Below are 13,304 nucleotides of genomic sequence, written 5' to 3'. Positions count from 1 at the left end.
CTAAGCTCCTTGAAGAAATGGGCGGTTGGCGTCACCGGGCGCTGCCGAGGCGGTCGGCCTCAACGGCCAGGATGGTTGCACCAGCTTGCCACAGACAGCGTGCGTGCGCGCCCGTCAGCACGCCCTGGACCACGGCAGTGATCCGCCTGCGGCGGGCCGGGATGGCCCTCGCGCAGGCCCGAGGCACGCGCCTGGGCAGCGAACAGCCGCCCGAACCAACCGCACAAAGTGACCACGAAAACGCACGGCGTCATATCTTAACCGGATGAGGGCTCCGACGATATTCCCGCCCGCGGCTCGAGGGCCTGGGCCTGCACCCCTGCGGCGAGCAGCGAGCCCTGCCGCAACCAATGCTCGACCAGCGGCCAGACCTCATCCTGCGCCGCCTTGCTGACCAGCATCTCGACATGACCGAAGTCGCTGGAGAAGCCCCGCGAACTGCCCAGACAGAGGAACTCGCGCGACGCGCCGCCGAACTGCTCCAGCAGCTTGTGGCAGGCCCATGCCGGGTCCTGCCGGTCCCCCGCCGCAGCCACGGCCAGCACCGGCACCCGCACCTCGCCCAGGCCCGCCCACCAGTCCCGCTCGGCGTCCCCGAAGCGGCCGAACAGGCCATGCCAGCGCAGGCTTTCCAGGGCCAGGCCGATCGGCTCGTCCTCCGGGCCGCGCCTGAGCCGCGCACCGGACAGCACCGAGAAGCGCCCCAGCAGCAGGCGTGCGCCCCACTCCACCGGCGGCAGCTTCAGCGGCCAGTAGATGCGGCTGACCTGACTGCCGAACAGCGCGACCGAAGCCACCCGGGCCTGCTCCAGGTAGCCCCCGCCCAGGGCGCCGGCCAGGGTGATGCCGCCCAGGGAGTGGCCCAGCCAGTGGGCCGCCTGCGGGTTCTGCTCGTGAATGAAGGCGGCGATCGCCGGCAGGTCGTAGCGCACGTAATCGCCGACCCGGTTGCCTCGATAGCCGCGGTTGCGCGGCGACAGGCCGTGGCCGCGCATCTCGGCGATCCACACGTCGAAGCCGGCACGCGCCAGATAGGGGCCGAGGCCGAGGCCCTTGGGCGAGTACCAGAACCGTCGATTGGAGAAGCTGCCCGGCAGCAGCACCACCGGCACGCCCCGCTCGCCCTCCCGGCCGAACCGCCCCAGGCGGGTCAGTGCCAGCTCGACGCTGGCGTCCGGGCTGTTGCCGGGCTTGAGGCGATAGACATCCTCGCTCAGGTCGCCCCGAATGTCCGCGCCGATCAGGGCGACGGGAAAAAGCTCACTGCTGCTCTGCATCTACTTCGCTCTGCTGCAAAAAAATTGCCGGGAGCAATTTTCCACGTCGCCTGGCGACGGCCCTAAGGGTGACTGCCGGGGATGGCGAGCCACAAAAAAGGGCGGGATAACCCGCCCTCGTTCAAGGTGGTTAGCGGCAGATCAGGCTTGCTGGCCTTCGGCCAGGAAGAACCAGGTATCCAGCACCGAGTCGGGGTTCAGCGAGACGCTCTCGATGCCCTGCTGCATCAGCCAGCGGGCCAGGTCCGGGTGGTCCGAGGGGCCCTGGCCGCAGATGCCGATGTACTTGCCGGCCTTGTTGCAGGCGGCAATGGCGTTGCCGAGCAGCTTCTTCACCGCCGGATTACGCTCGTCGAACAGGTGGGCGACGATGCCCGAGTCGCGGTCCAGGCCCAGGGTCAGCTGGGTCAGGTCGTTGGAGCCGATGGAGAAGCCGTCGAAGAACTCGAGGAACTCCTCGGCGAGAATGGCGTTGGACGGCAGCTCGCACATCATGATGACCTTCAGGCCATCCTGACCGCGGGCCAGGCCATTCTCGGCCAGCAGCTCGACCACCTGGCTGGCCTCGCCGAGGGTGCGCACGAAGGGCACCATGATCTCGACGTTGGTCAGCCCCATCTCGTTGCGCACCTTCTTCAGGGCGCGGCACTCCAGCTCGAAGCAGTCGCGGAACGACTCGCTGATGTAGCGCGAGGCACCGCGGAAGCCGAGCATCGGGTTCTCTTCTTCCGGCTCGTAGAGCTTGCCGCCGATCAGGTTGGCGTACTCGTTGGACTTGAAGTCCGACAGGCGCACGATGACCTTCTTCGGCCAGAAGGCCGCGGCCAGGGTGCTGATGCCCTCGACCAGCTTCTCGACGTAGAAACCCACCGGGTCGTCATAACCGGCGATGCGCTTCTCCACGCTGTCCTTGATCTCCGGCGGCAGGCCGGCGAAGTTCAGCAGGGCCTTGGGGTGTACGCCGATCATGCGGTTGATGATGAATTCCAGACGCGCCAGCCCCACGCCCTCGTTGGGCAGCTGGGCGAAGTCGAAGGCACGGTCCGGGTTGCCGACGTTCATCATGATCTTGAACGGCAGCTCGGGCATGGCGTCGACCGAATTCTTGCGGATGTCGAAGCCCAGCTCGCCCTCGAAGATGAAGCCGGTGTCGCCCTCGGCGCAGGAGACGGTCACGCCCTGGCCGTCCTTGAGTACGGAGGTGGCGTTGCCGCAACCGACCACGGCCGGGATGCCCAGCTCGCGGGCGATGATCGCCGCGTGGCAGGTGCGGCCGCCGCGGTTGGTGACGATGGCGCTGGCGCGCTTCATGATCGGTTCCCAGTCCGGGTCGGTCATGTCGGACACCAGCACGTCGCCGGGCTGGACCTTGTCCATCTCGGCGATGTCGTTGATCACCCGCACCTTGCCGGCGCCGATCTTCTGGCCGATGGCGCGGCCCTCGACCAATACGGTGCCGGTTTCCTTGAGCAGGTAGCGCTCCATCACGGTGGCGCTGGCGCGGCTCTTCACAGTCTCGGGGCGGGCCTGGACGATGTACAGCTTGCCGTCATCGCCGTCCTTGGCCCACTCGATGTCCATCGGCCGGCCGTAGTGCTTCTCGATGATCAGCGCCTGCTTGGCCAGCTCGCTGACCTCGGCATCGCTCAGGCAGAAGCGGGCGCGGTCGGCGCGGTCGACGTCGACCACCTTGACCGACTTGCCGGCCTTGGCTTCGTCGCCGTAGATCATCTTGATCGCCTTGCTGCCCAGGTTGCGGCGCAGGATGGCCGGACGACCGGCTTCCAGGGTCTGCTTGTGCACATAGAACTCGTCGGGGTTCACCGCCCCCTGCACCACGGTCTCGCCCAGGCCGTAGGCGCCGGTGATGAACACCACGTCGCGGAAGCCCGACTCGGTGTCGAGGGTGAACATCACCCCGGCGGTGCCGGTTTCCGAACGGACCATGCGCTGCACGCCGGCGGACAGGGCGACCAGCTTGTGGTCGAAGCCCTGGTGCACGCGGTAGGCGATGGCGCGGTCGTTGAACAGCGAGGCGAACACTTCCTTGGCCGCGCGGATCACGTTGTCCACGCCGCGGATATTGAGGAAGGTTTCCTGCTGGCCGGCGAAGGAGGCGTCCGGCAGGTCTTCGGCGGTGGCCGAGGAACGCACGGCCACGGCCATGTTGTCGTTGCCGTTCGCCATGGCGGCGAAGGCCTCGCGGATCTCCGCGTCCAGGCGCGCCGGGAACGGTGCATCCATCACCCACTGGCGGATCTGCGCGCCGGTCTTGACCAGGGCGTTGACGTCGTCGACGTCCAGGGCATCGAGGGCCGCATGGATCTGTGCGTTCAGCCCGCTCTGCTCGAGAAAGTCCCGGTAGGCCTGGGCGGTAGTGGCGAAACCACCGGGAACCGATACACCGGCACCGGCAAGGTTGCTGATCATCTCGCCCAGGGAGGCGTTCTTGCCCCCTACATGCTCAACATCGTGGACGCCGAGCTTATCGAGGGAAACTACGTACTCTACCAAGGTGATCTCTCCACTTAGGTGTTGGAAAAGCTCAAGGGGCTGGGAAAGTTCGGCGGAGCGGATCCGCACGATTGTGGCCTGGCCCTGGAAAATAAGTAACAATGCCGACCAGTTCGGGCCAGCCAAAGCGGGCCTATGATAGCCAAGAATCGTCCTCAGCTTAAGGCCCACGGCGCAAATGAAACGAACCGCTTTTTTCATCTCCGATGGTACCGGCATCACCGCCGAAACCCTGGGTCAGAGCCTGTTGGCGCAGTTCGAAACCACCAGCTTCATCAAGCTCACGCGGCCGTACATCGACAGCGTGGAAAAAGCGCGCGCCATGGTACAACAAATCAATAGCGCTGCCGAGAAAGACGGGGTGCGACCGATCATCTTCGACACCATCGTCAACCAGGACATCCGCGACGTGCTGGCCCAGTCCCAGGGCTTCATGATCGACATCTTCTCGACCTTCCTCGCCCCGCTGGAGCAGGAGCTGAGCTCGCACTCCTCCTACTCGGTGGGCAAGTCCCACTCCATCGGCCACAACTCCAACTACATGGAGCGCATCGAGGCGGTCAACTTCGCCCTGGACAACGACGACGGCGCGCGCACCCATTACTACGACAAGGCCGACCTGATCCTGGTCGGCGTCTCGCGCTGCGGCAAGACCCCCACCTGTCTGTACATGGCCATGCAGTACGGCATCCGCGCGGCCAACTACCCGCTGACCGAAGACGACATGGAGCGACTGCAACTGCCCGCCGCGCTGAAGAAGCACAAGGACAAGCTGTTCGGCCTGACCATCGACCCGGACCGCCTCACCGCCATCCGCAACGAGCGCAAGCCCAACAGCCGCTATGCCAGCTTCGCCCAGTGCGAGTTCGAGGTGCGCGAGGTGGAGAACCTGTTCCGCCGCGAGAACATCGCCTTCATCAACTCCACGCATTTCTCGGTGGAGGAGATCTCGGCGAAGATCCTCGTGGAGAAAGGCGTGGAGCGACGGCTCAAGTAGGCCCCGCCCCCACAAGAAAGCCGGAGCCCGCGCTCCGGCTTTTTTGTGGAGGCGGATCAGATCACCCACAGGTCCATGAACCGGTGCACCGGCGTGGCCTCCAGCCGCGCCTGATCCTGGCACAGGGCGAAGATCTCGGCGCAGCGCGGGCCGGGAAAGCGGCTCGCCAGGCTGGCCCTGAACTTCGCCTCGAGCAGCGGGATGCCCTCCTGACGCCGCCGCCGATGGCCAACCGGGTATTCCACCGCCACCCTGGCGCTGCTCGTACCGTCAGTGAAGAACACCTGGACGGCGTTGGCGATCGAGCGCTTGTCGGCCTCCAGGTATTCGCGGCTGTAGCGCGGCTCCTCGACCACCGCCATCTTGGCGCGCAGCTCGTCGATAAGCGGGTGGGCGGCGTGGAAGTCGTCCTCGTAGTGTTCGGCCGTGAGGGTGCCGAAGATCAAGGGCACCGCCGTCACGTACTGCAGGCAGTGATCGCGATCGGCCGGATTGGCCAGCGGCCCGGTCTTGGCGATGATGCGCAGCGCCGGCTCCTGGGTGTGGATGACGATCCTGGCGATCTCGCCCAGGCGCTCCCGGACCTGCGGGTGCAACTGCACCGCCGCCTCGCAGGCGGTCTGGGCGTGGAACTCGGCCGGGAAACTGACCTTGAACAGCACGTTCTCCATCACGTAGCTGCCGAAGCCGCGGGAGAAGCTGAACCGGCGCCGCTGCGCAGGCTTGGTCGCCAGGTCCTGATTGCAGTGACTGAACGACACGTCGTAGAACCCCCACTGCGGCGCGGTCAGCACAGCGGGAATGCCCGTCTCGCCACGCAGGGCGATGTCGGCCAGGCGCACGCCGCGGCTGGTCGCATCGCCCGCCGCCCAGGACTTGCGGCTGCCGGCATTCGGCGCATGGCGATAGGTGCGCAGGGCCTGGCCATCGACGAAGGCATGGGACAGGGCCGACAGCAGCTGCTCGCGAGTGGCCCCCATCAACCTGGCGCAGACCGCCGTGCTTGCCACCTTCACCAGGATGACGTGGTCGAGGCCGACGCGGTTGAAGGCATTCTCCAGGGCAATCACCCCCTGGATCTCGTGGGCCATGATCATGGCGTCCAGGACCGCGCCCATGGTCAGCGGCGCTTCCCCCTGACTGACCCGCTTGCGCGACAGGTGATCGGTCACCGCGAGGATGCCGCCCAGGTTGTCGGAGGGATGCCCCCACTCGGCCGCCAGCCAGGTGTCGTTATAGTCCAGCCAGCGCACGGCACAGCCGATGTCCCAGGCCGCCTTGACCGGGTCGAGGACCAGGCGGGTGCCCGGCACGCGGGCGCCGTGCGGCACCTGGGTGCCCTCCACCAGGGGCCCCAGGAGCTTGGTGCAGGCGGGAAAGGCCAGCGCCAGCAGGGCGCAGCCAAGGCTGTCCATCAGGCAGTGGCGCGCGGTGCTGCGCGCCTCGGCGGACTCGATCCGGTAGTTCAGGACATAGTCGGCGATATCCTGCAGAACCTGGTCGTAGTCGGGACGGGCATTCGTCTCGATGGATGTGGACATCGGGCGCCTCCTCCTCGGGCGAGGTGCTGAAGAACCATACCCCCGTGCAGGGGCCGCCACGGGGCCCCTCACCTATCAGCGTAGCGCCCCGTCCGGCGCCTTGAAGCGCCGCCGCCCCGCCCTAGAAGGCGTCTGCGGGCACCCGCACCCAGCCTTCCATCAGCACCCTGGCGCTGCGGCTCATGACCGCCTTGGTCACCGACCACTTGCCCGCGACCTGCGCCGCCTCGGCGCCCACGCGCAAGGTGCCGGACGGGTGACCGAAGCGCACGGCCTCGCGCTCGCCACCGCCGGCCGCCAGGTTGACCAGGGTGCCCGGGATCGCCGCGGCGGTGCCGATGGCCACCGCGCAGGTACCCATCATCGCGTGGTGCAGCTTGCCCATGGACAGCGCACGTACCAGCAGGTCGATGTCGCCGGCCCGCACCTGCTTGCCGCTGGCGGTGATGTAGTCCCTGGGCGGTGCGACGAAGGCGATCTTCGGCGTGTGCTGGCGGGTGGCCGCCTCTTCCGCGGTCTTGATCAGGCCCATGCGCAAGGCGCCGGCGACCCGGATCGCCTCGAACCGCGCCAGCGCCTCGGCGTCGCCGTTGATGTCTTCGCGCAACTCGGCGCCGCTGCAGCCGATGGCCGCGGCGTTGACGAACACGGTCGGAATGCCGGCGCTGATCATGGTCGCCTCGAGCGTGCCGAGGCCCGGCACCTCGAGGTCGTCGACCAGATTGCCGGTGGGAAACATCGAGCCGCCCGCCTCGCCCTCATCGGACGGGTCGAGGAACTCCAGCACGATCTCGGCAGCCGGGAAGGTCACGCCGTCGAGCTCGAAATCGCCGGTCTCCTGCACCTGGCCATTGCTGACCGGCACGTGGGCGATGATGGTTTTCCGGATATTGGCCTGCCAGATGCGCACCACGCAGGTGCCGTTCTGCGGAATGCGCGCCGGATCGACCAGCCCGGCATGCAGGGCGAAGGCACCGGCGGCGGTCGACAGGTTGCCGCAGTTGCCGCTCCAGTCGACGAAGGCCTTGTCGATGGCGACCTGGCCGTAGAGGTAGTCGACGTCGTGATCCGGCTGAGTGCTTTTCGCCAGGATCACGCACTTGCTGGTGCTGGAGGTGGCCCCGCCCATGCCGTCGATGTGCGCGGCATAGGGGTCGGGGCCGCCGATCACCCGCATGAACAGCCGGTCGCGCGCCGCGCCCGGCACCTGGCAGCGCTCGGGCAGGTCCTGCAGGCGGAAGAACACGCCCTTGCTGGTGCCGCCACGCATATAGGTGGCGGGAATCTTGATCTGGGCTGCGTGAGCCATGGTGCGTTCTCCTGAAAGAAGACCGGGGCGTTGCCGCCCCGGATGATGGATCAGCCCTTGGACGACTCGAGGAAGTCCTGGGCGAAGCGCTGCAGCACGCCGCCGGCCTCGTAGATCAGTACCTCCTCATCGCTGTCCAGGCGACAGGTCATCGGCACCTCGACGCGCTCGCCGTTGCGCCGGCTGATCACCAGGGTCAGCGTGGCGCGCGGCTGGCGCTCGCCGATCACGTCGTAGGTCTCGGTGCCGTCGATGCCCAGGGTCAAGCGGGTGGTGCCCGGCTTGAACTCCAGCGGCAGCACGCCCATGCCGATCAGGTTGGTGCGGTGGATGCGCTCGAAGCCTTCGGCGGCAATCACCTCGACCCCGGCCAGACGCACGCCCTTGGCCGCCCAGTCCCGCGAGCTGCCCTGGCCGTAATCGGCACCGGCGACGATGATCAGGTTCTGCTTGCGCTGCATGTAGGTCTCGATCGCCTCCCACATGCGCATCACCTGGCCTTCCGGCTCGACGCGGGCCAGCGAACCCTGCTTCACGCTGCCGTCTTCGCCGCGCACCATCTCGTTGAACAGCTTGGGGTTGGCGAAGGTGGCGCGCTGGGCGGTCAAATGGTCGCCCCTATGAGTCGCGTAGGAGTTGAAGTCCTCCTCCGGCAGGCCCATCTTGGCCAGGTACTCGCCCGCCGCCGAGTCCAGCAGAATGGCGTTGGACGGCGACAGGTGGTCGGTGGTGATGTTGTCCGGCAGCACCGCCAGCGGACGCATGCCCTTGAGCGTGCGCTCACCGGCCAGCGCGCCCTCCCAGTAGGGTGGGCGGCGGATATAGGTGGACATCGGCCGCCAGTCGTACAGCGGGCTCTCGGCCTCCTGCACGGCCCCCAGGTCGAACATCGGGATGTAGACCTGGCGGAACTGCTCCGGCTTGACGCTGGAGGCGACTATGGCATCGATCTCCTCGTCGCTCGGCCACAGATCCTTAAGGGTGATCGGGTTGCCACTCTGGTCGTGGCCCAGCACGTCCTGCTCGATGTCGAAGCGCACGGTGCCGGCGATGGCGTAGGCCACCACCAGCGGCGGCGAGGCCAGGAAAGCCTGCTTGGCGTAGGGATGGATACGCCCGTCGAAGTTGCGGTTGCCGCTCAGGACGGCGGTGGCATACAGGTCACGCTCGATGATTTCCTGCTGGATCTTCGGGTCCAGGGCACCGGACATGCCGTTACAGGTGGTGCAGGCGTAAGCCACGATGCCGAAGCCGAGCTGTTCCAGCTCGCTCAGCAGGCCGGCCTCTTCCAGGTACAACTTGGCGACCTTGGAGCCGGGGGCGAAGGAACTCTTGACCCAGGGCTTGCGCAGCAGACCCAGGGCATTGGCCTTCTTCGCCAGCAGGCCGGCGGCCACCACGTTGCGCGGGTTCGAGGTGTTGGTGCAGCTGGTGATGGCGGCGATGATCACCGCGCCATCGGGCATCAGGCCCTGGGCTTCCTCGGCCTTGCCGGCTTGCAGCTTGGCCTCGTCGGCAATGCCGCGCTCATGCAGCGCCGAGGTCGGCAGGCGCTTGTGCGGGTTGCTCGGCCCGGCCAGGTTGCGCACCACGCTGGACAGATCGAAGCGCAGCACCCGCTCGTACTCGGCGCTGACCAGCGCATCGGCCCACAGCCCGGTGGTCCTGGCGTAGTGCTCCACCAGCGCCACCTGCTCCGGCTCGCGGCCGGTTAGCCTGAGGTAGTCGATGGTCTGCTGGTCGATGTAGAACATCGCCGCCGTGGCGCCGTATTCCGGGCACATGTTGGAGATGGTGGCACGGTCGCCGATGGTCAGGCTGTCGGCGCCCTCGCCGAAGAACTCGACCCAGGCACCCACCACCCGCTCCTGACGCAGGAATTCGGTCAGGGCCAGGACGATGTCGGTGGCGGTGATGCCCGGCTGGCGCTTGCCGGTCAGTTCGACGCCGACGATATCGGGCAGGCGCATCATCGAAGCGCGGCCGAGCATCACGGTTTCCGCCTCCAGGCCACCGACGCCGACGGCGATCACGCCCAGGGCATCGACGTGCGGGGTGTGGCTGTCGGTGCCCACACAGGTATCGGGAAAGGCCACGCCATCACGCACCTGGATTACCGGGCTCATCTTCTCCAGGTTGATCTGGTGCATGATGCCGTTGCCGGCCGGGATCACATCGACGTTCTTGAACGCGGTCTTGGTCCACTCGATGAAGTGGAAGCGGTCCTCGTTGCGCCGGTCTTCGATCGCCCGGTTCTTCTCGAAGGCCTCCGGATCGAAGCCCGCGTGCTCCACCGCCAGCGAGTGGTCGACGATCAGCTGGGTCGGCACCACCGGGTTGACCTTGGCCGGATCGCCGCCCTGCTCGGCAATGGCGTCGCGCAGACCGGCCAGGTCGACCAACGCGGTCTGGCCGAGGATGTCATGGCAGACCACGCGGGCCGGGTACCAGGGGAAGTCCAGGTCACGCCTGCGCTCGATCAGCTGCTTGAGCGAATCGCTCAGCGCGGCCGGATCGCAGCGCCGCACCAGCTGCTCGGCGAGCACCCGCGAGGTGTACGGCAGCCTGGCGTAGGCACCGGGCGCAATGGCATCGACCGCCTCGCGGGTGTCGAAATAGTCCAGCACGCTGCCGGACAGGTTCTTGCGGTATTGAGTATTCATGTCACTTGCGGTCCTTGAGCGGCACGAACTGCAGATCTTCCGGGCCCACATAGTTGGCGCTGGGGCGGATGATCTTGCCGTCGATGCGCTGCTCGATCACGTGGCTCGACCAGCCCGAGGTGCGGGCTATGACGAACAGCGGAGTGAACATGGCGGTGGGCACGCCCATCATGTGGTAGCTGACCGCGCTGAACCAATCGAGGTTGGGGAACATCTTCTTGATGTCCCACATAACGCTTTCCAGACGCTCGGCGATGTCGAACATCTTGCTGTTGCCCTGTTCTTGCGACAGCTCGCGGGCCACTTCCTTGATCACCTTGTTGCGCGGATCACTCACGGTGTACACCGGGTGGCCGAAGCCGATCACCACTTCCTTCTTCTCGACGCGGGCGCGGATATCGGCCTCGGCCTCGTCCGGGTCGTCGTAGCGTTTCTGGATCTCGAAGGCCACCTCGTTGGCGCCGCCGTGCTTGGGCCCGCGCAGCGCGCCGATGCCCGCGGCGATGGCCGAGTACATGTCCGAACCGGTACCGGCGACCACCCGCGAGGCGAAGGTGGAGGCGTTGAACTCGTGCTCGGCGTACAGGATCAGCGAGGTGTGCATGGCGCGCACCCAGCTGTCGCGCGGCTTCTCGCCATGCAGCAGATGGAGGAAGTGACCGCCGATGGAGTCCTCGTCGGACTCCACCTCGATGCGCTTGCCGTTGTGGCTGAAGTGGTACCAGTACAGCAGCATGGAGCCCAGGGAGGCCATCAGCTTGTCGGCGATGTCGCGGGCGCCGGGATGGTTGTGGTCGTCCTTCTCCGGCGACAGGCAGCCGAGCACGGAGACGCCGGTGCGCATCACGTCCATCGGGTGGGCGGACGCCGGCAGTTGTTCCAGGGCGCTCTTGAGGGCCGCTGGCAGGCCGCGCAAGGCCTTGAGCTTGACCTTGTAGGCGGCCAGTTCGGCGACGTTGGGCAGCTTGCCGTGCACCAGCAGGTGGGCGATCTCCTCGAACTCGCAGGTGGTCGCCACGTCGAGAATGTCATAGCCGCGGTAGTGCAGGTCGTTGCCGCTGCGCCCGACGGTGCACAGCGCGGTATTGCCGGCGGCGGTGCCGGAGAGGGCGACGGATTTCTTCGGCTTGAAGCCCGGGGTGGTTTCGGTGGCACTCATGCTTATCTCCTCGAATCCTGGTTGATCTGGCCTGGCGCTGTCACTTCTTGGCGGCGAACAGCGCGTCGAGCTTCTGCTCGAAGGCGTGGTAGCCGATGCGCTCATACAGTTCGGCGCGGGTCTGCATCAGTTCGATCACGTTCTTCTGATGGCCTTGCTGGCGAATGGCGGTGTAGACGCTTTCCGCGGCCTTGTTGGCGGCGCGGAAGGCCGACAGCGGGTAGAGCTGGATGGCCACGCCGACCGAGGCCAGCTCGTCGCGGGTAAACAGCGGGGTCGCGCCGAATTCGGTGATATTGGCCAGCACCGGCACGTTCAGCGCATCGACGAAGCGCTTGTAGGTCGGCAGGTCATAGGCGGCCTCGGCGAAGATGCCGTCGGCACCGGCCTCGACGTAGCGCTGGCAGCGCTCGATGGCGGCGTCCACCCCCTCGGCCTGGATGGCGTCGGTGCGGGCGATCAGGAAGAAATCCGCGTCGGTCTTGGCGTCGGCGGCGGCACGCACGCGGTCGACCATCTCCTCGCAGGAGACGATTTCCTTGCCCGGGCGGTGGCCGCAGCGCTTGGCGCCGACCTGGTCCTCGATATGGGCCGCGGCGGCGCCGGCCTTGATCAGGTTCTTGACGGTGCGTTCGATATTGAAGGCGCTGGGGCCGAAGCCGGTGTCGATGTCCACCAGCAGCGGCAGGTCGCAGACATCGGTGATGCGGCGCACGTCGGTCAACACGTCATCCAGGGTGTTGATGCCCAGGTCCGGCAGACCCAGCGAGCCGGCCGCGACACCGCCGCCGGACAGGTAGATGGCCTTGAAGCCGGCACGCTGGGCCAGCAGCGCATGGTTGGCGTTGATGGCGCCGATCACCTGCAGCGGTTGTTCTTCGGCAAGAGCCTGGCGAAAACGCTGGCCTGGGGAAAGCTGACTCATGACTCACCTCTGGGTTTGGCTGTCTTGGATTGCGCGCCCTGCCCCTTCTGGGAGCTGTAGTGACGCTCGATGTTGCGCTTGGAGGCGCCGATGTGACGGCGCATCAACAACTCGGCCAGCTCGCCGTCCCGGTCGGCGATGGCATCGAGAATGCGGTGGTGCTCGGCGAAGGCCTGGCGCGGCCGACTGGGCGTGGCGGAGAACTGCAGGCGGTACATGCGCACCAGCTGGTACAGCTCGCCGCAGAGCATCTGGCTCAGGGTCTTGTTGCCGCTGCCCTGGATGATCCGGTAGTGGAAGTCGAAGTCGCCCTCCTGCTGGTAGTAGCCGACGCCGGCCTTGAAGGCCTCGTCCTGCTCATGCAGGTCGAGCACCCGGCGCAGCTCCTCGATCTCCTCCTGGCTCATGCGCTCGGCGGCCAGGCGGCAGGCCATGCCCTCCAGCGACTCGCGGATCTCGTACAGCTCGATCAGCTCGTCATGGGACAGCGACACCACCCGCGCGCCGACATGGGGGACGCGCACCAGCAGCTTCTGTCCCTCCAGGCGATGGATCGCCTCGCGCAGCGGTCCGCGACTGATGCCGTAGGTGCGCGCCAGCTCCGGCTCGGAGATCTTGCTGCCCGGCGCGATCTCGCCACGGACTATGGCCGCCTGGATACGCCGGAAGACATGCTCGGAAAGAGTCTCGCTGTCCTCTTGCGCATCGCGGGGGGCTTCGGCTGCGTCCAGCATATTGTCGACACCATGATTGCTTGATGCCGAAAAAATAGGCTTATCAGACCTTAATGTCAACCAAGCAATGGATACTGTCGACAATCTCCCGGCAGGCCACCCCGACGCCTGGGCTCGGTAAATCACCCGGGCGATTACTCGTAAGCGTCTGTTACAGCAGAAAATCGCCATGCTAGAATGCCGCC

At 66.6% G+C, this 13,304-nt stretch carries 9 protein-coding genes; 1 reads left to right on the top strand and 8 read right to left on the bottom strand.

Annotated elements, in window-relative coordinates:
- Positions 1-257: 257 nt before the first annotated feature.
- Positions 258-1,277, bottom strand: a complete 1,020-nt coding sequence (locus tag I0D00_RS00120; protein ID WP_213637741.1) for an alpha/beta fold hydrolase — start codon at positions 1,275-1,277, stop codon at positions 258-260.
- 141 nt (positions 1,278-1,418) lie between these two features.
- Entirely contained in the window at positions 1,419-3,791 is a 2,373-nt protein-coding gene (ppsA, locus tag I0D00_RS00115; RefSeq protein WP_213637740.1) for a phosphoenolpyruvate synthase, read from the bottom strand.
- Between the two features lie 178 nt (positions 3,792-3,969).
- Here ppsA and ppsR point away from each other — a divergent pair, with 178 nt between their 5' ends.
- Positions 3,970-4,788: a posphoenolpyruvate synthetase regulatory kinase/phosphorylase PpsR gene (gene ppsR / locus I0D00_RS00110; RefSeq protein ID WP_213637739.1), complete on the top strand. Its 819-nt coding sequence runs from the start codon at positions 3,970-3,972 to the stop codon at positions 4,786-4,788.
- A gap of 56 nt (positions 4,789-4,844) precedes the next feature.
- On the opposite strand, the gene prpD is transcribed toward ppsR, so the two are convergent.
- From prpD to I0D00_RS00080, 6 genes are all read right to left on the bottom strand, one after another.
- Complete coding sequence (gene prpD / locus I0D00_RS00105; RefSeq protein WP_213637738.1) at positions 4,845-6,329, bottom strand: 2-methylcitrate dehydratase; 1,485 nt, start codon at positions 6,327-6,329, stop codon at positions 4,845-4,847.
- A 121-nt stretch (positions 6,330-6,450) separates the two neighbouring features.
- Positions 6,451-7,638: a 2-methylaconitate cis-trans isomerase PrpF gene (prpF, locus tag I0D00_RS00100; RefSeq protein WP_213637737.1), complete on the bottom strand. Its 1,188-nt coding sequence runs from the start codon at positions 7,636-7,638 to the stop codon at positions 6,451-6,453.
- Positions 7,639-7,688: 50 nt separating this feature from the next.
- Complete coding sequence (gene acnD, locus I0D00_RS00095) at positions 7,689-10,301, bottom strand: Fe/S-dependent 2-methylisocitrate dehydratase AcnD (RefSeq protein ID WP_213637736.1); 2,613 nt, start codon at positions 10,299-10,301, stop codon at positions 7,689-7,691.
- A 1-nt stretch (position 10,302) separates the two neighbouring features.
- Positions 10,303-11,460 (bottom strand): bifunctional 2-methylcitrate synthase/citrate synthase, encoded by a 1,158-nt coding sequence (prpC, locus tag I0D00_RS00090; protein WP_213637735.1) that lies wholly within the window; start codon positions 11,458-11,460, stop codon positions 10,303-10,305.
- A 40-nt stretch (positions 11,461-11,500) separates the two neighbouring features.
- Positions 11,501-12,385, bottom strand: a complete 885-nt coding sequence (gene prpB, locus I0D00_RS00085; RefSeq protein WP_213637734.1) for a methylisocitrate lyase — start codon at positions 12,383-12,385, stop codon at positions 11,501-11,503.
- Positions 12,382-13,119: a GntR family transcriptional regulator gene (locus I0D00_RS00080; RefSeq protein WP_213637733.1), complete on the bottom strand. Its 738-nt coding sequence runs from the start codon at positions 13,117-13,119 to the stop codon at positions 12,382-12,384. The genes prpB and I0D00_RS00080 overlap by 4 nt, the downstream gene beginning before the upstream one ends.
- Positions 13,120-13,304: the final 185 nt, after the last annotated feature.

The sequence above is a fragment of the Pseudomonas lalucatii genome, assembly GCF_018398425.1.
GTDB classification, from domain to species: Bacteria; Pseudomonadota; Gammaproteobacteria; order Pseudomonadales; family Pseudomonadaceae; genus Aquipseudomonas; species Aquipseudomonas lalucatii.
The sequence above is the reverse complement of the archived record's forward strand: the minus strand, read 5'-3'. Positions and strand labels throughout refer to the sequence as shown.